This window comes from Brevibacterium sp. CSND-B09, assembly GCF_052906525.1.
The window spans coordinates 3,491,188-3,513,333 of sequence record NZ_JBREGI010000001.1 but is presented as its reverse complement, the minus strand read 5'-3'; the positions used below and the strand labels follow the sequence as shown (position 1 = coordinate 3,513,333).

Below are 22,146 nucleotides of genomic sequence, written 5' to 3'. Positions count from 1 at the left end.
GATCACTCCCAGAGTCCGGTGCCGCAGAGTGTCCGCACTTCGTGGACACGTTCGTCGATGACCGGCTCCAGAGTCGAGACTCGCGCGCCCTGGTCGACGGCGTGGCAGAAGCCTGCAGCCAGCACACCGAGGTTGGCGGCCATGGCCTCTGACTGGCCGCAGAGGTCGAGCAGTCTTTCGGTGTCGATCGACGTCCCGGAGGTGAGTGTCTCGCTGACGGCACGATCGAATTCCGCGGCGCCGTCGATCGGGGCCAGGGGTGCGTCCTCTGTTGCGGCTCCGGACAGGTCGATCGGCAGCAGAAGGTTCTCGCTCGATCCGAGCGGGCCGATGTCGACGCCGGCGGCGTGAGCGTGAAGGATCGCGACGATGACGGCGGGGTCGGTCGCCTCGGCGAGTCTGCGTTCATCCGTCGTCAGGGTGTCAACGGTTTCGACCCAGTCGGACCCGGACAGCAGCCGACCGGTGCGAGTATCGACGCCGCGATCGATTCCCCAGCCGCCGAGTCCGGCCACGGGTGGCAGGGTCTCGACGGGCAGGGCCCAATCGGTCCGCGTCCTCACGGTATCGCGGATGGCAGTCCGCAGCTCGGCCATTCGCGCCGTCTCGCTGCGGTCGATGTTCTCGAGCAGCACGGGGGCTGCCGGGATGATGGCGAAGGCGCCCATCTCAGCCGCGGGGGCGGATCGTCGGCATGCCGAGGTTCGTTGCACCGGCGGCACCCTGTCCGGGGCTCGGTGCGCCACAGCTGTCGGCCTGAGCCCGGTCGTAGGCGTCACCGGCTCGGGACGGGCGTACGGAGAATCCGGAGTCGGCGAGGAGGAAGTAGGGTTTCGCCTCGGTGACGGTGGCAGTGACGAAATCACCAGGCCGCGGCATCTGGGCACCTTCGGGGATTCCGACGTGGACGAGGCGGTTGTCTTCGGCGCGACCGCTCAGTCGTGGGGAATCGTCATGGGGCAGCTTGGTCACGAGCACCTCGACCTCACGGCCGATCTGGGCTTTGTTCTCGTCCCAGGCGATCTCATCCTGGAGCGCGGTGAGGCGTTCGAACCGCTCCTGCACGACGTCCTTCGGGACCTGATTGTCCATCGTAGCCGCCGGTGTGCCGGGGCGGATGGAGTACTGGAAGGTGAAGGCCTGGGAGAAACGGGCGCGGCGGACGATGTCCATCGTCCCTTGGAAGTCCTCTTCAGACTCTCCGGGGAAGCCGACGATGATGTCGGTGGTGATGGCCGCGTGCGGGATGCGTTCGCGCACGGTGTCGAGGATGTTCATGAACCGTTTGGTCCGGTAGGACCGCCGCATTGATTTGAGGATCGTGTCCGAACCGGACTGCAGCGGCATGTGCAGCTGCGGCATAACGGTCGGGGTCTCGGCCATGGCGTCGATGACGTCGTCGGAGAAGGCGGCCGGGTGCGGGCTGGTGAAGCGGACCCGTTCGATTCCGTCGACGTTGCCGACGGCGCGGAGCAGTTTCGCGAATGCGCCTTTGTCGCGGAATTCGGCTCCGTAGGAGTTGACGTTCTGGCCGAGCAGGGTGACTTCGACGACTCCGTCGGCGACGAGGGCTTCGACCTCGGCGAGGATGTCGCCGGGGCGGCGGTCCTTCTCTTTGCCGCGCAGGCTGGGCACGATGCAGAAGGTGCACGTGTTGTTGCAGCCGACCGAGATCGACACCCATCCGGAGTGCTGGGATTCGCGGCGGCTGGGCAGGGTGGAGGGGAAGACGTCGAGGCTTTCGAGGATCTCGACCTGGGCTTCCTCGTTGTGGCGGGCGCGTTCGAGCAGCGCCGGCAGGGATCCCATGTTGTGGGTGCCGAAGACCACGTCGACCCAGGGGGCCTTCTTCACGATGGTGTCCCGGTCTTTCTGTGCCATGCATCCACCGACGGCGATCTGAAGGCCGGGGTGGTTCTCTTTGACCTTCGCGAGCTGGCCGAGGTTGCCGTAGAGCCGGTTGTCGGCGTTTTCGCGGACGGCGCAGGTGTTGAAGACGACGACGTCGGCCTGGTCGTCGGTGTTCGCCTGAACGTAGCCGGCATCGTCGAGCAGTCCGGACAGACGCTCGGAGTCGTGCACGTTCATCTGACATCCGTAGGTCTTGACCTCGTAGCTGCGAGGGGTGGTTCCGGATGTCGTCGGGGAGTCAATCAGTTCAGTCATGGCGCACCCATTCTAGCCGTTCCCCACGTGCCGTTTCAGTCTTCTGCGAGCACTTCCCGTGTGACCTTGATGCAGATCGCCGAGGGGAAGCCGCGGCGGGCGAGCATGCCGAGGATTCTGCGCTCTCGCACCGCATAGTCGAGGCGCCTGGTGGAGGCGGCTTTCTTCTCGGCGACTTCGCGGGCGAGTTCTTCCTCGCCGTCGATGTCGGCCACTGCGTCGGCGGCCAGTTCGGGGCTGATGCCCTTCTTGCTCAGTTCGCGTTTGAGCACGGACCGGGAGAGTTTCCGGTTCTCGCGCTGTGCCCGTGCGAAGCGGTGGGCGAACTCTTCGTCGTTGAGCAGACGCGAGTTCTGCAGCTTCTCGATGAGGACATCGATCGCTTCGGGCATGAGGTCGCGTTTGAGGAGCTTCTTGCGCAGTTCGTCGCTGGAGTGATCGCGCATGGCGAGCATGTTCATCGCCGTCTTCTTCGCCTGCGCGTAGTCCGCGTCGAAGTCGGGGGCGTCGTCTTCGTCGTCGTCGAAGCCCAGCCCGGGACCGGCAGTGAAGTCGGGTGGACCGTCGCTGTCATCCAGGAAGTCAGGCGCGGCATCGCCATCGCTCGCGAGGAAATCTGGACCATCATTCTCGGCTGCAAGGAAATCAGGGACGTCGATGAAATCCGGAGTCGAGTCGGTACCGCCTTCGACCCACCCGTTGTCCGGTTCCTGCTGCTGTCGCTTCCAGCCGCTGGAGTTCTTCTTGCGCTTCGAACCCGAGTTCTTTCGTTTGTCGGTTCGACCATTGCCACCGGTGACATCGTCGTCGTCGAGTCCGGAGAGGCCGGCGAAGAACCCGGCCTCTCCTTCGGCATGACGTTGGTCGATCGCCGAGATCGCACTGCGCAGCTGCGAGAGCGTCTCGGTCTGAGACGAATCGCTCCGACCCGAGTCCCCCGCACCGACCGTCTCGGTCGATGCGGCGGACTCGCGGTCGGCGAACTCGTCGTCAGTCGACGAGGCGTCAGGAGACTTCGACGTCATCCGTCTGTGCTTCTCCGGCCGCCTCGGCGCCTTCCTCGGGTTCGTCGACCTGGATCAGGCCCAGCTTGTGCTTGATCTTCAGCTCGATCTCTTCGGCCAGGCCCGGGTTGTCGCGGAGGAAGTTGCGGACGTTCTCCTTGCCCTGACCCAGCTGATCGCCGTCGTAGGTGAACCAGGATCCGGACTTGCGCACGATGCCGTTGTCGACGCCCATATCGATGAGGCTGCCTTCGCGGGAGATGCCGTGGCCGTAGAGGATGTCGAACTCGGCCTGCTTGAACGGCGGAGCGACCTTGTTCTTCACGATCTTCGCACGAGTCCGGTTACCGACCGCGTCCTGACCTTCCTTGAGGGTCTCGATGCGGCGGACGTCGATGCGCACGGAGGCGTAGAACTTCAGCGCCTTACCGCCCGAGGTGGTCTCCGGCGAGCCGAAGAAGACGCCGACCTTCTCACGCAGCTGGTTGATGAAGATCGCGGTGGTCTTCGACTGGGCCAGGGCACCGGTGATCTTACGCAGTGCCTGCGACATCAGGCGAGCCTGCAGGCCGACGTGGCTGTCGCCCATCTCGCCTTCGATTTCGGCCTTGGGCACGAGGGCGGCGACGGAGTCGATGACGATGATGTCGAGGGCACCGGAGCGGATGAGCATATCGGCGATCTCGAGTGCCTGCTCACCGGTGTCCGGCTGGGAGACGAGGAGCTGATCGGTGTCGACGCCGAGCTTCTTCGCATACTCGGGGTCGAGTGCGTGCTCGGCATCGATGAACCCGGCGATTCCGCCGGCCTTCTGTGCGTTTGCGACGGCGTGGAGAGCCACGGTCGTCTTACCGGAGGATTCCGGACCGTAGATCTCGACGACGCGACCGCGCGGCAGACCGCCGATGCCCAGAGCGATGTCGAGTGCGACCGAACCGGTCGGGATGGAGGCGATGGGCTCACGCACACCGTCGCCGAGGCGCATGATCGCGCCCTTGCCGTAATTGCGATCGATCTGGCCCATTGCGGCTTCGAGTGCCTTCGACTTGTCTCCGCCGGTGGGAACCTGAAGGTTCTTGGGTGTACGTGCCATGACGTCTCCTCTTCGTTGCTTTTCCGTTGAGACCAAGGCTAGAAGATGGCACTGACATAACGACAGAGGAAGCGATTCCCCCGTGGATAACCAGCCACTCGTGGTCACAGGTCCCGTGATTCCTCACCAGGATAACCCACATGGGAACAGGTGTTCTATATATTCGGGTGTGTCGCGTGTCTCCGCGAGAGTCAGGCCTGGGCCAGACCCAGCTGCCAGGTGAGGCCGAAGCGGTCCCCCACCCACCCGAACGGGCCGAATCCGTAGTCGTCGAGCGGCATGAACACAGTTCCGTCTGCGCTCAGTGCGGTGAAGAGGCGTTCGAGCTCCTCGGCCGATTCGCAGTCGACCATGAGTGACACGCCAGGGGTGATGTCCCACTCGTGTGCGACGAAGCTGTCGCTGAAGCGCAGTCTCTGTCCGGCGATCTCGATCTCGGACATGATGACCGTGCCCTCGGCGCCCGGACCTTCGGGACCGTACCGATTGTCGAGGATCACTCGCCCGTCGGCGAAGAGCTCGACGTAGGTGTCCATGGCCTCGGCAGCGCTCTGGCCACGGCTGGGCTGAAAAGTGATGAACGGGACGGCCTGATTCATGCGGTCAGTCTACACTCGACCGGCACGGCGCCGACAGAGAACGACCGGCGCTGTTCCGAGCAGACAGAGTCACAGACGGTGCGAGGCAGCTCCGATCCAGCAGAACGGCGTCGAGCCTCGGTCAGAACGGAGTTGAGCGCGGCTTCTCCTTGCCGAGGCGCCGAGATTCGGGAACACCCATGGAATCGCAGACGGCGGTCCAGATGTCGCGGGGTTCGACTCCGGCTTCGAATGCCTGGGCCGCGGTCCGCGAACCCAAGGAGCTCAGAGTGAGGTCGGTGTGCAGGGAGGCGGCGCGAGCCTCACCGAACTCCTCGTTCATGAGGATCCAGTAGAGCGTGTGCCGCATCAGGGCTTGGCGGCCAGCCGCGTAGCAGAGTACCCCTCGGGATGACCGAGGATCTTGTCCGAGAGCTCCTGCGGAATGGTATCGGGGATCTGCACGCCTTCTTCGAGAGCGAAGCGATCGGACACAGACGACAGCAGTGCCGACAGCGGCAGGTCGAGTGCTTCGCAGATCGCCGACAGCAGCTCCGAGGAGGCTTCCTTCTGTCCGCGCTCGATTTCGCTGAGGTAGCCGAGCGAAACGCTGGCCCCGGTCGAGACATCGCGAAGGGTGCGTCCTTGACGACGGCGGGCGGAACGAAGTGCGTCGCCGATTTCGACTCTCAGTAACATAACGCGGCCCTCCCTTTGTCAGCGCGTCCCGTCAATGTAGTTCCAATAACTTTACAACCTGGCCGTGACACAGCACCAACCTGGTGCCCCGAGCGGATGGTATTGCCAGTCCATTCGAAGACTTTGGAGAATTTTCGTCCGATGGTCATCACCCGGTCAACCCCACAGCAGACGAACTTATTCCGTGGCGTCCTCGCCAGTATTCGACGCCTGCCCGGCCTCGGGCCCGAAGGCGAGTTCGCCGACGAATTCGTCGAGGTTGACGGCCATCGCCTGCACCGTCTGGCTGCGGATGGAATCGCGGTCGCCGGTGAACTCGTGTTCGAAGACCTTCGCCTTTCCGCCGAAGGCGATCGCCGTGTAGACGAGTCCGACCGGCTTGTCGTCCTGCGGATCGGGACCGGCGACGCCGGTGCAGGAGATCCCGATATCGGCGACGCACTGCACGGCCGCACCGACGGCCATCTGCGCGGCGACGACCGGGTCGATCGGCCCGGTCTCCTCTAAGTGGTCGGCATCGACTCCGGCCAGGCTCGCCTTGAGGTCGGTGGCGTAGGTGACCAGTCCGCCGCGCACCACGGCGGAGGCCCCCGGCACATCGACGAGCGAGGCGACGAAGCGTCCCCCGGTCAGCGATTCCGCCGACGCCAGCGAGATCCCCAGCTGAGCACAGGTGGAGATGATGCGACGCGCGGTCGCCAACAGCTCGGACTCAGCCACGCTGCGCGTCCCCACCGGTCTGCGTGCTCCCACCGCTCTTCGCATTCTTGTACAGCTTCGCCGCCTGCACGCAGTAGTCGACGCCGGTGACGATGGTGACGACGATGGCCGCGGTCATGATGATCCACGCGAAGACGAGGAGGACGACGTAGACGACAGAGGGCACCACGTCCGAGAGGGGGAAGACCAGCAGGAAAAGTCCGATCGCAGCGGTCTGAAGCACGGTCTTGATCTTGCCTCCGCGTGAAGCAGGCATGACGGCGATGCGGATCATGAAGAACCGCAGCACGGTGATGCCGAATTCGCGGACGAGGATGATCACGGGCACCCACCACGGCAGTTCGACGATGATCGCCAGACCGATGAGTGCGGCGGCCATGAGCGACTTGTCGGCGATGGGGTCGGCGATCTTGCCGAAGTTCGTGATGAGGTTGTTCCGCCTGGCCAGATAGCCGTCGACGAAGTCGGTGAACATGGCCAGCAGGAACACGATGAGCGCCCACCAGCGCAGGGTCACATCGTTGCCGCCGTCTGCCAGCAGAAGCACAAGGAACAGGGGCACCATGAGGATGCGCAGCACCGTGAGTGCGTTCGGGACATTCCACGGACTCGGTTCCGCAGAGGGCTGCTGAGAGGCTCCGGCCTCGACTCGATCGTTCACGCATCCAGCCTATCGGAGTGAGCTGAGCAGATCATTCCAACCTGGACCATCTCAACGACAATCGCCGAGGCGGCGCACCGTCGGTACGGTGCGCCGCCTCGGCGAGGGGTGGGGTTCGGATGAGATCAGCGGCCGGTGAGCTGCCAGGCGTCCTCTCCGCTGGCTTCGACGACCTCGAGTCCGGTCTCCGGATCGACGTCGCCGACGGTGAGGTCGCCGGCATGGCCGACGCCGTTCGCATAGCGGTCGGACGATGCCGAGCTGTACGCCGACGCCGAGCTGTGAGAGGTCTCGCCGTAGTCGTCGTCGAACTCCTCGTCATAGTCCCCGGCTGCCGAGGCGTGCCCGGAACCGGTCTGTCCGGACTGACCCTGGCCACCCTCGGTCGGGACGTTGGCAGGGGCGCCGCCGGAATCCTCGGGCGGGGTCTCGCCCTTGATGATGGCCAGGGTTCCCGGCAGATCGTCGGGGCGCACGAGCACGTCGCGGGCCTTCGACCCCTCGGAGGGTCCAACGATTCCGCGGGACTCCATGAGATCCATGAGGCGACCTGCTTTGGCGAAGCCGACGCGCAGCTTGCGCTGCAGCATCGAGGTCGAGCCGAACTGCGTGGTGACGACCTGCTCGATCGCCTGGAGCAGCAGGTCGAGGTCGTCTCCGATGTCCTCGTCGATCTGCTTCTTCGGCGCTTCGACGGCCACGTCTTCGCGGTAGTTCGGGGTGAGCTGGCTCTTGACGTGTTCGACGACCTTCTCGATCTCGGACTCGTTGACCCACGCTCCCTGGACACGCATCGGCTTGGCCGCACCCATCGGCAGGAACAGGGCGTCACCCTGGCCGATGAGCTTCTCTGCGCCGGGCTGGTCGAGCACGACTCGCGAGTCGGCCAGCGACGAGGTCGCGAATGCCAGGCGGGAGGGCACGTTGGCCTTGATGAGGCCGGTGACGACGTCGACGCTGGGTCGCTGGGTGGCGAGCACCAGGTGGATGCCGGCGGCACGGGCCAGCTGCGTGATCCGCTGGATCGAGGCTTCGACGTCGCGCGGGGCGACCATCATGAGGTCGGCGAGCTCGTCGACGACGACCAGCAGGTACGGGTAGGGCTGGAGGACGCGTTCGGATCCGGCGGGCGGCTGGATGCGGCCCTCGCGGACGGCCTTGTTGAACTCCTTGACGTGCTTGAACCCGTAGTTCGCGAGATCGTCGTAGCGGGCGTCCATTTCGCGCACGACCCATTCGAGCGCCTCGGCGGCCTTCTTCGGGTTCGTGATGATCGGGGTGATCAGGTGCGGGATGCCTTCGTAGATCGTCAGCTCGACGCGCTTGGGGTCGACCAGGATCATGCGGACCTCGTCGGGGGTCGCGCGCATCATGATCGAGGTGATCATGGAGTTCACGAAGCTCGACTTACCGGCACCGGTGGCACCGGCGACGAGGAGGTGGGGCATCTTCGAGAGGTCGGCGACGACGAATCCGCCTTCGACGTCCTTGCCCACGCCCATGACCATGGGGTGGTCGGTCTTGCGGGCGGCCTTCGAGCGCAGCACATCACCGAGGGCGACGTTCTCACGGTCGGTGTTCGGGATCTCGATGCCGATGGCCTTCTTGCCGGGGATCGGCGAGAGGATGCGCACGTCGGCGCTGGCCACGGCGTAGGCGATGTTCTTCGACAGCGCCGTGACTTTTTCGACCTTCGTACCGGCGCCGAGCTCCACCTCGTAGCGGGTGACCGTCGGTCCGCGGGAGAAGCCGGTGACCTCGGCGTCGATCTTGAACTGCTCGAGCACATCGCGCAGGGCTTCGACCACGCGGTCGTTGGCCTCGGAGCGTTCCTTCGCGGGAGGTCCGGGCTGGAGGTTGTCGGAGGCGGGCAGGGTGTAGGTGACGTCGCCGGCGAGGGTGAGCTGTTCGACGCGTTCGGGCAGCTGCTCCGTGGGCGGAGGTGCGGGTGCGTTCGTCGTCGGCACCGGCGCCGAGGCGGCAGCGGGCTCGGACTTCTTCGCCTGGTTCGCGGCGTCGTCGTCCATCCCGATGGTCTTCTTCAGCTCGGCCATTTCGCGTTCGGCCTTGGTGGGCCGGCGCTGGCCGGGCTTGAGCTTCGGCTCCGGGCTGGTCTCGATACGCGTGGTGTCGGCTTCTTCGTCGCTGACGTCGTCTTCGTGGATGTAGGCCTTGTCGTAGGCCTTCGTGGCGGTGTCGTCGTCGGCGGATTCGGCGTCGAGATCGGGGATCTCGGTCTTCTTCTTCCGGCTGCGGCGCTTGGCGCCCATCACGGGTTTGAGGTCGGAGGTCCGGCCGTTCTCGGCAACGAGGTCGGACTGTTTGGTCTCGGTCGCCTCGGCGTCGGTTTCGGGTCGGGCACCGCCGGTGAGTCGGTAGTACAGGTCGGTGAGGCGACGGGGAATCGCGCGCACCGGTGTCGCGGTGACGACGAGCAGGGAGAACAGCCCGAGGAGGACGAGCAGCGGCACCGCCACGTACACGGTGGTCGCAACGACCAGCGGTGAGGACACGACGAATCCGAGCGCGCCTCCCCCGTTGGCCATGGCTTCGCGGGAGTTCGTGAAGGTCGGGTTGCCGGCGGCGATATGGGCCAGGCCCGAGGCTGCGAGCAGGCCGAAGATCATCCCGATGAGGATGCGGTTGTTGCCGCGGTTATCGTCGCCGCGCAGGAACAGGCGGATCGCGTAGCAGGTGAAGACCACCGGCAGGGCGAGTGCCACCCGGCCGAAGGTGCCTTCGACGATTCCGCGGACGCCGTCGCTGATCGCGCCGGGGATGTTCCACCATTCGAAGGCGGCGATGATGATCGAGAGTCCGATGAGGAAGAAGGCTGTGCCGTCCCGCTTCGTCGGTGATTGATCGGTCGGTTCGTCGCTGAGAGTCTTTCGCGCACGGTTTCCGGCCATGTGGGCCACTCCCCTCCATGCACCGGTGACAACGTTTGTCCCGGGTTCTTCGGTCCCCGCTTGACCGGACCGACCAGCGTTTTTGCGCGCTGTGCGTTTCCCGGAACCAGAAGCGGGGGAAGTCGTTCTGGTCGCCATGTCCCTCATCTTAGGACGATATTGCGCTCCTGCCCAGCAAATCCGCAGGTTTCGGCGTGTGGCGCTGCGGCCCGCGGGGGCTTCGGCAACCGAGGCAAGTCGGACGAATTTCGACGTCAGCCGGGATGTCGGTGAGGATGTCGGGCAGAGCATCGGAGTGCCGGCCTGCAGGCTGGAAGTGCTGCATTCGACAACATGCGGAGTGAATGTCCACGTCAGGCCGCATATCTCGCCGAAAAACGGGCTACGTGTCGAGAAACGGGTGTGCACATGCGTTTCTCGACGCTTCACCCGTTTCTCGGCGACGATGTTCTGCCGCGTTCCGCTTTGCGTCACGACTGAGTCTCTCCGCGGGGTGGAGTCGACCGTCTGCGTCTGGCACTCGAGAAGGGAGGAAAGGCGAATCCGCCACAAACTGGACTGAGACCGTCAAAGAGACAACAGATATTGTAGGCTCCTGCTTAAAGCCGCACACGAAAGGGCAAGTTGTTGAAACGCTTCACGATCGGAATCATGGCTGTGGCCTGCGCACTCGCGCTGTCCGCCTGCTCTGACGGATCCGGTGATCAGGCTGGGCAAGGACAGAAACAGGAGGAGGCCTCCCCTGATCCAGCAGCTGTTGAATCTCAGGAAGCCGACGAACGCGCGGCTCTGAGTGGCGCCGAATACAGCGACAGAATCCTCTCACTGGAGGACTTGCCCAGCGGTTTCACCCTTGAGGACGACGTCGAATTCGGGGAAAAGGACGAGCAGGCTGCCAATCCGTTCGGCTCTAAGGAAAGCTCTCCCGACAATCGGTCCACACAATCCGAGTGCGTCATCGGTGCCATGTCCGCCTACTCATCCGATCTGGACGGAGTCTCTGCTGCGCGATCATTTGATCAGTCCGACGACAGCACCGGTACATACATCCTGACATCGCTGACCAGGCCCGAAAGGGGATCGGCGGAGCTGCTCGAAGATCTCCGAAACACCGTGGGCGACTGCCAAGAATCGATCAGCGCGGAATCGACGGAGTCGGTCGAGGTCTTCGAACCCAAAGGCAACAAGGGCGAAGGCTTCTGTACTGCGGCCTACAACGGAACGTTTTTAGGCCAGGGCAAGATGGCAATGTCAGAGTGCTACGTTTCCTGGGCAGGAGAACTGCTGACAGTTCATCAAATGGCATTCGACTCAGAAACCAGCCTCGCCGTTGACGAAGAAGCGATGAACGGTGTCAGCGACTACCTGACCGAAGATCTTCTCCCGACGGCGCTCAAGAAGGCAGAAATGACGGCACACCAAGAATGAGTCCTGCGTTGGGGAGATAAGTGTGCTCAGATTGCCCGTTTTCCTAGACTTTTTGGCATTCTGAGCACACTTAACTCGCCATTCGCGGCAGAATCAGCACGGTCGGTCGCGGTCGACATCCTGCCGATGGGTCGCCTGGCTCTTTCGGGCGACGAAGACGAACTCGCGGCCCGGTCTGTCCGGTGCATCACGGATCTCTTCGACCATGAAACCGGAGTCTTCCAGTGATTTCGTCAGTTCAGCGCGGTCACGAAACCGCAGACGGCTCTGCTGTTCGACGCGGCGGCCGTCCCGTTCGAAGACCAACATTCCGAAGAAGTCGACGAACGCGCCGTGTGCGGCGTCGAACTCCACCCACGACTCGACTGATCCCTCACCGTCAACCTCGGCCGCAGAATAGGTGTTCTCCTTCGTCCATTCCCGCCACGCCTGCCTCTCGGGGTCGCGTGATTCGAAGACGAGGATTCCGCCCGGCGAAAGTCTCCGGCGGATCGCCATCAACGTCTCCGCCCAGGCTTCATCTCCGAGAATCGCCTGGGCCACATTAGCTGTCATGAAAGCCATGTCCGCCTGCAGCGGCGACAGGTCCGCTGCGATCCCGTGGACCCACGTCACCTTGCCGGCATGGGGTTTCGACTGCGCCACGTCCAACGCCAACGCCGAGGGATCGACGGCCACGACCTCCACTCCCCGACCGGCGAGCAGCGTGGCGAATGTGCCCGTTCCGCATCCCACATCCACCACCGAGGCGGCCCCGAACTCCTCGACCATCGCAGCGTAGACGTCGAGGTCGTCCCGTTCGGGTCCTTCGAAGATGTCATAGACGGCAGCGCATCGCGCGTCGACATAACTGTCCCCGGCGTTGTCAGCTGGATCCCGGCCGCCGTCAGCGGTCATGTGGATCGCTCGGATGCATGGCGATGAACAGACCCCACTGGGTGGCACCGTCCTTGTTGCGCCGGCTGCGGAACTCTTCGAACAGCTCATCGATGCGAGCCCGGAACTCCTCGACCTCATCCGCGGTGAGCATCGCCGCCATTCGACCCATCGTCCGCTCCTCATAGGGTGCGGCGGTGAACTCCGCTGTGAAGGCCTCGATCATCTCGGTCGTCATATCGCCGGTATTGAGGAACCAGCTCTTGCCCGTGGCGAGGTACGGAATCTCTCTGGACCCGCGCTTGCCGCGCCGCGCCTCCTGAGGTTCGAGGAATCCGGTGTCGGCAAGCATCCGCACATGATGGAGCGAGGTCGCGGGATTGAGGCCGGTCGCCTCGGCGATCTCCCGATTGCTTAAGGCCTCGTCCAGACACAGCCGCAGGATCCGAATCCGAATGCTCGACGCCAGCGCCTTGGCCTCGGCATCGGTGGCATCCCTGCGCTCCACGGCTCGGGCAAGGGCGGCCGCGGCAGGTGTGTCATCGCTCATGCCTCAACGCTAGCGAGTGATCGGGAGAAGTCAATCAATCGTCCAAAGTGATTGACTTTCCCCAATCACTCGTGGAGCATTACTGATTGACAACCCTCAATCACTGACCTTCAATCACTGATGCTCCGCCCGTCGTCTCGAGGAAGAGCCATGGCAGCAGCCGACCAACCGCCGGCGAGCGAACCACTACCGCAGCACGGGTCCGCTTCATCGCAGCGGCCGAAGCACGTCTCGCTGTGGAGACACCGCGACTTCATGAAGTTGTGGGCAGGCGACACGGTCTCTGTGTTCGGATCCGAGCTCGTCCTCTTCGCCCTCCCCCTCATCGCCGTGCAGCTCCTCCACGCCGACGCTTTCGAAATGGGAGTGCTCGCAACGCTGGAATCCGCGGCTTTCCTGCTCATCAGCCTGCCCGCCGGGGCCTGGGTCGACCGTCTGCCGAAGAGACTCGTCATCGTCTCCGGCGACATCATCCGTGCCGCCATCCTCCTGACCATCCCGCTGACCTGGGCGTTCGATGCCCTGAGCATGGTCCAGCTCTATCTCGTCGCGGCCGGGGTCGGAATCGTCAGCGTCTTCTTCGACATCGCCAATCAGTCCTACCTGCCCGAACTCGTCGACGGGGAAGCGATCTCCGACGGCAACGGCAAGCTCCAAGCCAGCCAGCAGACCGCCGGAGTTGCTGGCCCCACTCTGGCCTCGGGCCTGGTCACCGCGATCGGTGCCCCACTGACCATCGGACTGACCAGCATCTGCATGGGACTCTCCAGCATCCTCGTTGGACTCATCAGACACCGCGAAACCCCACGACCGGCCGAGGGCCGGGCCGGATTCGTCGCCGAGATTCGGGAGGGACTCGGCTTCGTCCTCGGTCACCCGCTGCTGCGCCGGATCACTGCCTGCACAGGTCTGACGAACTTCGCGTCGTCGGGCATCTTCGCGCTCCTCGTGCTGTACGCACTCACCACGCTCGGTCTTCACCAGGTCGAACTCGGAATCATCATGTCCGTCGCCTCGGCCGGCGGCATCCTCGGCGCACTTACTGCGGCATGGGTGCAGAAGATCCTCGGCGAAGGTACGAGCATCGCTGTGTCCGCGCTGATCGGCGGCCTCTGTTTCCTCGGTGTTCCGCTCGCCTCCGTCCTGCCGGCGCTGCCGACCCTGCTGATCAGCTGGTTCCTTGTGACCTGGGCGATCGTCGTCTACAACATTGCGCAGGTGAGCTTCCGGCAGCGTTTGTGCCCGAAGCCGCTGCTGGGCCGGATGAACGCCTCCATCCGCTTCCTCGTATGGGGGCCGATGCCGGTGGGCGCCTTCCTGGCAGGCATCCTCGGCGACCGGCTCGGAGTGACGACGACGATGTGGATCCTGGCAGCCTGCGCGCTGCTCGGCTCACTGCCGGTACTCGCCTCCCGCCTGCTGAGGATGCGCGAACTCCCCCGCGAACTCGATCTGCTCGCCGAGGCGACCGACCCGATCTCACCGTCGGCGGAGGCCGAAGGTCGCGGTTGAGCTCTCCTGCCAACAGCGAGATAAGTGTGCTCAGATTGCACATTCTCTTCGCATTTTTGGCAATCTGCGCACACTTAACTTGCCGTTGGCGGCAGAATCACTGCGGCCAGGCAGCGCCGAAGTCGTCGATCGAAAGAGATCGAGAGTGACCGAGACGAGCCCGAAACACCTCAGCGGGTCGCGTAGAGGTGCTCGGGGCGGCCGGTGTTGCCGTACTGCAGGGACACCGTGATCGTGCGGGCCTCGGCGAGCTTGGCCAGATGCCGCTGCGCGGTCGCACGGGAGGCACCAACCGCCTCGGCGACCTCGAGGGCCGTCATCGGACCGCTCGCCTCCTCGAGCGCGGCGAGAATCCGGGTCGTCGTCGACGATCCCGCCGGGCTCGCTCCGGTCCCGCCGACGGCCGCGGCATCGTGGAGGTTGCGCAGCTGCCGCTCGAGATCGGTCTGCCCGACCTTCTCCCGCTCCCAATAGCGGAGGAAACGAGCGTAGCGGCGCAGAAAGTTCTGCAGCACCTCGGCGGCGAAGGGCTTGACGATGTACGTCATCGCCCCCGCGCGCAGCGACGAACGGACCACCTGCGGATCCGTGACCGCCGAGAGCACAATCGCCTCGATATCGGTCTCGCGGATGAGTTCGACCCCGGTGCCCTCGGGCAGCACATAGTCGACGAGAAGCAGATCGACCTCGTTCTCGGCGATGACCTCGCGTGCCGTCTTCAGGTCGCGGACGGGTTCGAGCGCCGTGAAGCCGGGCACCTCGTCGACGTACCGGGCATGGATCTGCCCGACGAAGAAATCGTCATCGAGCACGAGAACGTTGACCATCATCTCTCCTCATCTTGCTGAAATTCATCGAGGGCATCGGGCAGGCGCATGCCGAAGCTCGCCCCGCCGAGGTCCGGGTCGTGGCCGTCGATGAGCCACACCGCTCCCCCGCCCTTCTCCGCGACCCGGCGGCTGAGCGCCAGTCCGATGCCGAGTCCGTGACCGTCCCCGGTGCCGGTTCCGGTGGTCAGCCCGATCCCGAAATCCGGCGCCGAGGCGGCCGTCGAGGTCGAGAATCCCTCGTCGAAGATCTTCCCCGCCACCTCGTCGTCGATCCCGTCACCGGTGTCCGTGACGACCGCGTGGAGCTCCGTCCCGGAGCTGAGCACCTGCACTTCGACCCGGCCTCCGTCCTCGGCGTACCGCCGGCCTGCGACGGCCGCACGGACGGCATTGTCGATGAGGTTGCCGAGGATGAGCGTGACTGCCTCCGGGTCGCGGACCGCACCGACGGCCAGGGAGTCCGGGGTGACGGCCAGGGCCACTCCCGCCTCGGCGGCGGTCGTTCCTTTCGCTTCCAGAACGGCGCGCAGATACGGGTCGGACACGAGGTCGATGTCCTCGACGGGAGTCGTGATCGGCCCGGTGCCCAGGAGGGAGGACAGGTAGGTGTGGGCCTCATCGGTGGCGCCCGTGTCGACGAGTCCGAGCACGGTATGCAGCCGGTTGGCGAACTCGTGCCGCTGGGTGCGCAGGGCCCGGGCCATGGCGGTGACGGACTCGAGCTGGCGAGCCATCGTGAGAATCTGGGTCTCGTCGCGGAGGGTCACGACCCCGCCGACGGACACCCCGTCGCGTTGGACCCGCACGGCTGTTGCCAGCAGGATCCGGTCGCCGATCGTGACACGCCGCCGCAGGGCTCCGTCCGCCGGGGCGTCGGCCATGAGCGCGGTGATCTCATCGGGCACATTGACGAGTTCGTTGTCGGAGGCGTCGACCAGTTCGCGGTCGGAATCCCCCGCCGAGGCGGCTCCCCCGTTCGCGCCGGCCGTTTCGCCCGCGCGGTCAACGTGCTTCGCCGAGGAGGCCCCAAGCAGCTCCTTCGCGTTCGAATTGCTCAGGGTCAGCTTCCCGTTCGTATCGAATCCGAGCACTCCGTCGTCGAGGCCGTGGAGCACGGCCCCTTGGTCGCGGGCCATCTCGGCAAGCTCTTCGGGTCCGACGCCGAGCGTCTCCCGCCGCAGCCGGCGCCCGAGCATGACCGATACGACCCCGCCGAGCGCGAGGGCGAACACCGCGACGGTGCCGAGCAGGATGAGTTCGCGGCGGACGTCGGCATCGAGCACGGAGGCGAAGATGCCGACCGAGACCTCACCGACGACGGTCTTGCCGTCCTCATTCGAATAGATCGGCACCTTCGCGCGCACCGTCTCGCCCAGGGTCCCGGATTCGTGGGAGACGTTCTCGCGTCCGGCCAGTGCCTCCTCCGGCGACGTCGAGACCCTGTGCCCGATCTTCGACCGATCAGGGTGGGTGAGTCGGATGCCGCGATCGTCGGTGATGACGGCGAAGCTGATGCCCGAGCGGTCGCGCAGATCATCGGTGATCGCCAACATCGAGGTCACGAGCTGCGCATCGGGTTTCTCGGCATGCTCGGCCGAAGCCTGGGTGGCGGCGGCGCGGACGTCCGGATCGATCGCCAGCGTGCGGGCAGTGGCCAGCGCCTTCGTCTCGGTCACCTCGGTGACGGTGCGCGCACCCATCCACGCGAACACTCCGGTGACCAGGGCGAGGATCACGATGACGAGCGCGAGCTGAGAGATCAGCACACGACGGGAGAACGAACGATGGGGCCGGGGCACGCGCTCAGCGTAGCCGCGTTTGAGCGCAATGCGCAAAAGGCGCGCAACGATCTAAACGCCATCAGTGCACACAAGCGCGCGCGGCCCGTGATCTGGGCCCTACGGTGTTTCGAGCCTCACATTCGCCTTCGAAGGAGAAGCTCGTGCTTGTCATTCTCGGTTTTGCCATGATCCTCGTCTTCATGACGCTGATCATGACCAAACGACTCTCGCCGATCCTCGCGCTCATCCTCGTGCCCACGATCTTCGGCCTCTTCGCCGGGGCCGGTCTGGGCATCGGGGACATGGTCATGGACGCGATCGCCTCGATGTCGTCGACAGCAGCGCTGCTGCTCTTCGCCATCATCTACTTCGGCATCATGATCGACGTCGGTCTCTTCGACAAGCTCGTCGAGTTCATCCTCAAGGTTGCCGGCAACGACCCCGTCAAGGTCGTCCTCGGCACCGCGCTGCTCACCGGCGCCGTGTCCCTCGACGGTGACGGATCGACGACGTTCATCGTCGTAACCGCGGCCATGCTGCCGATCTATCAGCGCCTCGAGATGTCACCTGTGGTGCTCACCTGCGTCGCCGGTCTCATCAACGGCACCCTCAACATCGTCCCGTGGGGCGGCCCGACTGCCCGAGCCTCCTCGGCGCTGCAGATCGACGCCAACGAGATCTTCGTCCCCATGGTCCCCTCCCTGGTGGCCGGCCTGCTCGTGTGCCTCGTCTTCGCCTACGTGCTCGGCATCTCCGAACGCCGCCGCCTGGCCAAGAACGGCGTCGCCTGGGTCGAGGACCGCGGTTCGAATCGTCGCATGGATCTCGTCGGCGCCGTGGCCGGAGCCAGCACGAACGCGGGTTCGTCCGCGGGCACCACCGCGGGTGGTCACGGACACGGATCCGGCTCGGCCGCCTCGGCGAATGATGACACCACCCCCGAGGCGGGACCCGCCTCCGCGAACGACACAGGCGATTCCGCCGGTTCCGGCACGGGCCTGTCGAACACCGCGCTCGATCCCAACCGCGCGACCCTGCGTCCGAAGCTGTTCTGGTTCAACCTGGCGCTGACCGTGGCCGTGATGGTCCTGCTCATCATCGACATCCTGCCGCTGCCGTACCTGTTCATGATCGGCACCGTCATCGCGCTCATGGTCAACTTCCCGAAGATGAAGGACCAGCAGGAGGAGCTCGCCTCCCATGCGACCGCGATCATCTCCGTCGTGGCCATGGTCATGGCCGCGGGCGTGCTCACCGGCATCATGTCCGGCACCGGAATGGTCGACGCGATGGCCGAGTGGCTCGTCGAGGTCATCCCGAACTCGATGGGACCCTACATGGCCGTCATCACCGGTCTGCTGTCGATCCCGATGACGTTCTTCATGAGCAACGACGCCTTCTACTTCGGCATCCTGCCCGTGCTCGCCGAGACCGCCTCCCACTTCGGCATCTCCGCGGCGGATATGGCCCGCGCCTCGATCACAGGCCAGCCCGTGCACATGCAGTCGCCGCTCGTGCCCGCGATCCTGCTGCTCGTGTCCCTGTCCGGCGTCGAGCTCGGCGATCACCACAAGAAGGTGCTGTGGCGCGCGCTCATCGTCGCCCTCGTCATGCTCGCCGTGGGTGTCGCCGTCGGCGTCATCGGAATCGGCTGAGCGGAGGACTGCGATGACTGACCTCTATTCGACTCCGCAGCGCCGCTTCCCTGCCCCGTCGCTGCAGGTCACCGCCTCACCGAGCATCAATTCGGCTTCAAATACCGTGGTCCTGGCGCTGCGTCCGGATGCCTCGGATGAGGTGCTCGAGCAGGCGATCGCCGCGGCCCGCCGTGAGAACGCTGCGGTGCAGGCGGTCGTGTTCGGCACGGATACGACGACGGCTCCGTCGACGTCGTCCCTGTCCGAATGCACCAAGTTGGGTGCCTCCCTCGCCGAGGCGGGGCTCGAGTATGCCGTCCACCGCTCCGGGCCCGACCCGGCCGAGCAGATCCTCGGTCTCGCCGAGGATCACGATGCCGCACTGATCGTCATGAGCACGAAGCGACGCTCGCCCGTGGTCAAGCTGCTGCTCGGCTCGAGTGCGCAGCAGGTCATCCTCGAGGCCGAGTGCCCGGTGCTGTTGGTCAAGTAGAAGTTCGGAGCCGGCCGCACGAGTTTGGTCGCCCGGCCTCGGTGGCGCGACGCTAGATTCCGGCGATCCCGCGGCCCGGAGCCAGGATTCCTCGAGGGTCGACCAGTTTCTTGATCTCGCGCAGACCCGACCGCCCCGGCTGCGGACCCCAAGCGTCCACCTCGTCCCAGACCGGTGCGGGTGCGTGGATGAGCCGGGCGGCGATGACATGCAGGCCGAAGCTGCGCAGATGTTCCAGTACCACTCGGGTGGCCACTCCCGGTTCGGATTCCGGTGCGCCGATGCCCAGTTCGAACGTGCCCGTTGCACTGCCGCGCAGCTGCAGCGGATAGCCGATCGTCGTCTCCAATCGGGCGACGGCATCGATGAGCGTCGGAATGAAACTCGGCGCCACGGACACTCCGATGGTCGCGGCCAGCCGCGCTCTGCGCCCCCACCATTCCGGTTCCCCGCACGGGGTCGCACCGGGGTTCCGATCGACGAGGTGTCCCACTTCGGCCTCGACTTCGTCGGTCTCCCCTTCGATGAGGACCACTGTCGCCGCCAGTGAACCGGGTGGGCGTTCGATGACGACCGCGTCCGGGACTCTGCGGGCGATGAGGAGATCGGCAGCCGCCTCGGTGCCGGGAATCCAGACGAATCTCTGCGCTGCGGGGCGCTCTGTCAGACGGATCTCGGCCTCGGCGATGATCGCTCGGGTTCCCCAGGATCCGGTGACGAGTCCGGGCAGATCGCGGCCGCCCAGGTCCCGGTGGAGCCCGTGAGAGGTGCGGGCGATGGTCCCATCGGCACCGACGACGGTCACGGATTCCACGGTCTCGGCCAGGCGGGGACGGCGCAGACTGCGGGGCCCGGTGGCCGCAGTGGCGATCATGCCACCGAGGGTGGCGCCGGCTTCGATGCGGTCGGCGGGAAGGTCGCCGAGGAGCTCCAGATCTGACTGTGCGGCGAACCTGGTCAGGGCGCTGATCCGGGAGCCGGCTCCGGCACGGATGGTGCCGCCGCGAGGATCGGCCGCCTCGGCGATGGATGTCAGGTCGATGAGGAGCCCCGGAGTGGAGACCGGCGGATGATCGTCGAAGGCGGTACCGCCGCCGAACACGGTCACGGTGCGGTGCTCGGCATGGGCGCGGGCCATGAGCTCGGAGAGTTCGGCGATGCTTGAGGGGCTGGCCAGTCGGGGCAGTTCGTCTGTGGTCAGGCTCATCCCCACCTCCGTAGGTCCATCCGTCGTCGGCACCTCCCACCTGCGGGTCGAGCTGGAACCCTCACGTGGGTGTGTATGTCGAGCTTAGCGAAGAACGCCCCCGAAATCGGTGCTCAAGGCACAGATTTCGGGGGCGTTCGGCTTCGTCAGCGAGTGCCGATCACGGCATGCGGGCGTAGGCCGGCAGGGTGAGGAAGTCGACGTACTCGGGATCGAGGGCGACCGAGACGAAGGTGTCGGTGGCGTCCTTCCAGCCTGCGTCGTCACCGGGCAGCTTGGCGACCTCCTCGGCGACGATGCGCTCGACGAGCTCCTTCGTCACCTTCTCACCGGAGTCCAGGGTGATTCCGGCGTCCAGCCACTGCCACACCTGGGACCGTGAGATCTCGGCGGTCGCGGCGTCCTCCATGAGTCCGTTGATGGCGACCGCGCCGTTGCCTTCGAGCCAGGCGCGCAGGTACTGGATGCCGACGGACACGTTGGTGCGCAGGCCCGCCTCGGTCATCGCACCCGGGGTCGACTTCACGTCGAGCAGATCGGCAGCGGTGACGTTGACGTCTTCGCGCTTGTTGTCGATCTGGTTCGGCTTCTCGCCGAGGGTCTCGGTGAAGACCTCCTTGCAGAGGGCGACCATTCCGGGGTGTGCGACCCAGGAGCCGTCGAAACCGTTGGAGGCCTCACGCGACTTGTCCTCGCGCACCTTGTCGAAGGCGGCCTTGTTCGCGGCTTCGTCCTTCGAGGGGACGAACGCGGACATTCCGCCGATGGCATGCGCACCGCGCTTGTGGCAGGTGCGCACGAGCAGTTCGGTGTAGGCGCGCATGAACGGCACCGTCATCGTCACGTCCGAACGGTCCGGCAGCAGGAAGTCGGAGCCGCGGGAGCGGAAGTTCTTGATCACGGAGAAGATGTAGTCCCAGCGACCGGCATTGAGTCCGGCGGAGTGCTCGCGCAGCTCGTAGAGGATCTCCTCCATCTCGAAAGCCGCGGTGTAGGTCTCGATGAGCACGGTGGCGCGGATGGTGCCGCGGGCCAGGCCGAAGGCATCCTCGGCGTGTTCGAAGACCTGGTTCCACAGGCGGGCCTCGAGGTGGGATTCCATCTTCGCGAGGTAGAAGTAGGGGCCGCGGCCCTTCTCGATCTGGATCTGACCGGCGGTCGAGAAGTACAGCGCGAAGTCGACGAGCGAACCGGAGGTCTCCTCACCGTCGATGAGGATGTGCTTCTCCGGCATGTGCCAGCCGCGAGGACGCACGACGATGGTCGGCAGCTCCTCGTCGGGGGCGAGCTTGTATTCCTTGCCCTCGGGCGAGGTGAAGTCGATTTCGCGGTTGAGCGAGTCGAGCAGGTTGATCTGGCCCTGGATGACCGAGTCCCACTGCGGGGTGTTCGCGTCTTCCTGGTCGGCCAGCCACACCTTCGCGCCGGAGTTGAGCGCGTTGATCGTCATCTTCTTGTAGGTGGGGCCGGTGACCTCGACGCGGCGGTCTTCGAGACCGGGTGCCGGGGGTGCGACCTGCCAGGAGGGATCGTTGCGGATCTCAGCGGTCTCGGGGAGGAAGTCGAGGTCCTTGCCTGCGGCGATTTCGGCCTGGCGTTCCTTGCGAGCCTCGAGGCGCTCGAGACGGTCGCCGTTGAACTTCCGGTGCAGATCGACGATGAGCTCAAGCGCCTTGGGCGTGAGGACCTTCTCAGCCCCGTCCGGCAGCTCACCGGTGATCTCCATCCCGGCGGGGATGTCCAGGTTTTCGATATGAGCGGTCATCGATGGTTCTCCTTAGTCAGCACATCGGTGCTGCGTCCTTATCCACATCTGGTGATGCGATATGTTCGCTGGTCAACGGGGTTTTGACTGCGAAACTTTCACATTGTGAAAATATTTGTTCACACAACGAAAGAATATGAGGTGATGCACGTCTCGTCAAACCATATCCTGCATTCGAGACGGTGTGTTCATTGACTCTGATCAGGCGGCTGGGGAGGATTAGGGGAACATCTCTCA

Annotated in this window: 20 protein-coding genes; 4 read left to right on the top strand and 16 right to left on the bottom strand. The window is 65.1% G+C overall.

Annotated elements, in window-relative coordinates:
- Positions 1-2: 2 nt before the first annotated feature.
- The 10 genes from ACU4IU_RS15740 to ACU4IU_RS15695 all read right to left on the bottom strand — a co-directional run bounded on the left by ACU4IU_RS15740 (position 3) and on the right by ACU4IU_RS15695 (position 9,830).
- Positions 3-713: a hypothetical protein gene (locus ACU4IU_RS15740; RefSeq protein ID WP_446657244.1), complete on the bottom strand. Its 711-nt coding sequence runs from the start codon at positions 711-713 to the stop codon at positions 3-5.
- Positions 670-2,166 carry a tRNA (N6-isopentenyl adenosine(37)-C2)-methylthiotransferase MiaB gene (gene miaB / locus ACU4IU_RS15735; RefSeq protein ID WP_446657243.1) on the bottom strand — a complete coding sequence of 499 codons (1,497 nt, stop codon included), beginning with the start codon at positions 2,164-2,166 and terminating at the stop codon, positions 670-672. Before miaB ends, ACU4IU_RS15740 begins: the two co-directional genes overlap by 44 nt.
- Before the next feature lie 35 nt (positions 2,167-2,201).
- Positions 2,202-3,191, bottom strand: a complete 990-nt coding sequence (locus ACU4IU_RS15730) for a regulatory protein RecX (RefSeq protein ID WP_446657242.1) — start codon at positions 3,189-3,191, stop codon at positions 2,202-2,204.
- Positions 3,172-4,263: a recombinase RecA gene (gene recA / locus ACU4IU_RS15725; RefSeq protein ID WP_139908395.1), complete on the bottom strand. Its 1,092-nt coding sequence runs from the start codon at positions 4,261-4,263 to the stop codon at positions 3,172-3,174. Before recA ends, ACU4IU_RS15730 begins: the two co-directional genes overlap by 20 nt.
- A gap of 191 nt (positions 4,264-4,454) precedes the next feature.
- A complete protein-coding gene (locus tag ACU4IU_RS15720; protein WP_446657241.1) occupies positions 4,455-4,862 on the bottom strand; it encodes a VOC family protein in 408 nt (135 codons plus the stop codon).
- 121 nt (positions 4,863-4,983) lie between these two features.
- Complete coding sequence (locus tag ACU4IU_RS15715) at positions 4,984-5,211, bottom strand: DUF3046 domain-containing protein (protein WP_139470110.1); 228 nt, start codon at positions 5,209-5,211, stop codon at positions 4,984-4,986.
- The gene (locus ACU4IU_RS15710) at positions 5,211-5,540 is read right to left on the bottom strand and encodes a helix-turn-helix domain-containing protein (protein WP_446657240.1); all 330 of its coding nucleotides are present in this window, start codon (positions 5,538-5,540) and stop codon (positions 5,211-5,213) included. The genes ACU4IU_RS15715 and ACU4IU_RS15710 overlap by 1 nt, the downstream gene beginning before the upstream one ends.
- A 177-nt stretch (positions 5,541-5,717) precedes the next feature.
- Entirely contained in the window at positions 5,718-6,260 is a 543-nt protein-coding gene (locus ACU4IU_RS15705) for a CinA family protein (protein WP_446657239.1), read from the bottom strand.
- A complete protein-coding gene (gene pgsA / locus ACU4IU_RS15700) occupies positions 6,253-6,921 on the bottom strand; it encodes a CDP-diacylglycerol--glycerol-3-phosphate 3-phosphatidyltransferase (RefSeq protein WP_446657238.1) in 669 nt (222 codons plus the stop codon). Before pgsA ends, ACU4IU_RS15705 begins: the two co-directional genes overlap by 8 nt.
- Positions 6,922-7,046: 125 nt before the next feature.
- The gene (locus ACU4IU_RS15695; protein WP_446657237.1) at positions 7,047-9,830 is read right to left on the bottom strand and encodes a DNA translocase FtsK 4TM domain-containing protein; all 2,784 of its coding nucleotides are present in this window, start codon (positions 9,828-9,830) and stop codon (positions 7,047-7,049) included.
- Between the two features lie 627 nt (positions 9,831-10,457).
- Here ACU4IU_RS15695 and ACU4IU_RS15690 point away from each other — a divergent pair.
- Positions 10,458-11,258: a hypothetical protein gene (locus ACU4IU_RS15690; protein WP_376906242.1), complete on the top strand. Its 801-nt coding sequence runs from the start codon at positions 10,458-10,460 to the stop codon at positions 11,256-11,258.
- 93 nt (positions 11,259-11,351) lie between these two features.
- Here ACU4IU_RS15690 and ACU4IU_RS15685 read toward each other — a convergent pair whose 3' ends face one another.
- Complete coding sequence (locus ACU4IU_RS15685) at positions 11,352-12,155, bottom strand: class I SAM-dependent methyltransferase (RefSeq protein ID WP_446657236.1); 804 nt, start codon at positions 12,153-12,155, stop codon at positions 11,352-11,354.
- Entirely contained in the window at positions 12,145-12,684 is a 540-nt protein-coding gene (locus ACU4IU_RS15680; RefSeq protein WP_376907088.1) for an ArsR/SmtB family transcription factor, read from the bottom strand. The genes ACU4IU_RS15685 and ACU4IU_RS15680 overlap by 11 nt, the downstream gene beginning before the upstream one ends.
- Positions 12,685-12,834: 150 nt before the next feature.
- Between ACU4IU_RS15680 and ACU4IU_RS15675 the strand changes: the two genes are divergently transcribed.
- Positions 12,835-14,196: an MFS transporter gene (locus ACU4IU_RS15675; protein WP_446657235.1), complete on the top strand. Its 1,362-nt coding sequence runs from the start codon at positions 12,835-12,837 to the stop codon at positions 14,194-14,196.
- A 170-nt stretch (positions 14,197-14,366) separates the two neighbouring features.
- Here ACU4IU_RS15675 and ACU4IU_RS15670 read toward each other — a convergent pair whose 3' ends face one another.
- The gene (locus ACU4IU_RS15670) at positions 14,367-15,023 is read right to left on the bottom strand and encodes a response regulator (RefSeq protein WP_172174698.1); all 657 of its coding nucleotides are present in this window, start codon (positions 15,021-15,023) and stop codon (positions 14,367-14,369) included.
- On the bottom strand, positions 15,023-16,825 hold the full coding sequence (locus tag ACU4IU_RS15665) for an ATP-binding protein (RefSeq protein ID WP_446657234.1): 1,803 nt from the start codon (positions 16,823-16,825) through the stop codon (positions 15,023-15,025). The genes ACU4IU_RS15670 and ACU4IU_RS15665 overlap by 1 nt, the downstream gene beginning before the upstream one ends.
- A gap of 143 nt (positions 16,826-16,968) precedes the next feature.
- On the opposite strand from ACU4IU_RS15665, the gene ACU4IU_RS15660 reads away from it, so the two are divergent.
- Both ACU4IU_RS15660 and ACU4IU_RS15655 read left to right on the top strand, forming a co-directional pair.
- On the top strand, positions 16,969-18,462 hold the full coding sequence (locus ACU4IU_RS15660; RefSeq protein ID WP_446657233.1) for a CitMHS family transporter: 1,494 nt from the start codon (positions 16,969-16,971) through the stop codon (positions 18,460-18,462).
- Between the two features lie 13 nt (positions 18,463-18,475).
- Positions 18,476-18,937, top strand: a complete 462-nt coding sequence (locus ACU4IU_RS15655; RefSeq protein WP_446657232.1) for a universal stress protein — start codon at positions 18,476-18,478, stop codon at positions 18,935-18,937.
- Between the two features lie 52 nt (positions 18,938-18,989).
- On the opposite strand, the gene ACU4IU_RS15650 is transcribed toward ACU4IU_RS15655, so the two are convergent.
- Together ACU4IU_RS15650 and aceB are read right to left on the bottom strand one after the other, a co-directional pair.
- A complete protein-coding gene (locus ACU4IU_RS15650; protein WP_446657231.1) occupies positions 18,990-20,144 on the bottom strand; it encodes an FAD-binding oxidoreductase in 1,155 nt (384 codons plus the stop codon).
- A gap of 160 nt (positions 20,145-20,304) precedes the next feature.
- Positions 20,305-21,909, bottom strand: a complete 1,605-nt coding sequence (gene aceB, locus ACU4IU_RS15645; protein WP_172174384.1) for a malate synthase A — start codon at positions 21,907-21,909, stop codon at positions 20,305-20,307.
- Between the last annotated feature and the right edge of the window lie 237 nt (positions 21,910-22,146).

What these genes read in the sequence shown, in the direction of transcription:
- miaB (WP_446657243.1), bottom strand. Translation starts at nt 2,166, where the DNA reads ATGACTGAACTGATTGACTCCCCGACGACATCCGGAACCACCCCTCGC.
- ACU4IU_RS15730 (WP_446657242.1), bottom strand. Translation starts at nt 3,191, where the DNA reads ATGACGTCGAAGTCTCCTGACGCCTCGTCGACTGACGACGAGTTCGCC.
- recA (WP_139908395.1), bottom strand. Translation starts at nt 4,263, where the DNA reads ATGGCACGTACACCCAAGAACCTTCAGGTTCCCACCGGCGGAGACAAG.
- ACU4IU_RS15720 (WP_446657241.1), bottom strand. Translation starts at nt 4,862, where the DNA reads ATGAATCAGGCCGTCCCGTTCATCACTTTTCAGCCCAGCCGTGGCCAG.
- ACU4IU_RS15715 (WP_139470110.1), bottom strand. Translation starts at nt 5,211, where the DNA reads ATGCGGCACACGCTCTACTGGATCCTCATGAACGAGGAGTTCGGTGAG.
- ACU4IU_RS15710 (WP_446657240.1), bottom strand. Translation starts at nt 5,540, where the DNA reads ATGTTACTGAGAGTCGAAATCGGCGACGCACTTCGTTCCGCCCGCCGT.
- ACU4IU_RS15695 (WP_446657237.1), bottom strand. Translation starts at nt 9,830, where the DNA reads ATGGCCGGAAACCGTGCGCGAAAGACTCTCAGCGACGAACCGACCGAT.
- ACU4IU_RS15685 (WP_446657236.1), bottom strand. Translation starts at nt 12,155, where the DNA reads ATGACCGCTGACGGCGGCCGGGATCCAGCTGACAACGCCGGGGACAGT.
- ACU4IU_RS15680 (WP_376907088.1), bottom strand. Translation starts at nt 12,684, where the DNA reads ATGAGCGATGACACACCTGCCGCGGCCGCCCTTGCCCGAGCCGTGGAG.
- ACU4IU_RS15675 (WP_446657235.1), top strand. Translation starts at nt 12,835, where the DNA reads ATGGCAGCAGCCGACCAACCGCCGGCGAGCGAACCACTACCGCAGCAC.
- ACU4IU_RS15670 (WP_172174698.1), bottom strand. Translation starts at nt 15,023, where the DNA reads ATGGTCAACGTTCTCGTGCTCGATGACGATTTCTTCGTCGGGCAGATC.
- ACU4IU_RS15655 (WP_446657232.1), top strand. Translation starts at nt 18,476, where the DNA reads ATGACTGACCTCTATTCGACTCCGCAGCGCCGCTTCCCTGCCCCGTCG.
- ACU4IU_RS15650 (WP_446657231.1), bottom strand. Translation starts at nt 20,144, where the DNA reads ATGAGCCTGACCACAGACGAACTGCCCCGACTGGCCAGCCCCTCAAGC.
- aceB (WP_172174384.1), bottom strand. Translation starts at nt 21,909, where the DNA reads ATGACCGCTCATATCGAAAACCTGGACATCCCCGCCGGGATGGAGATC.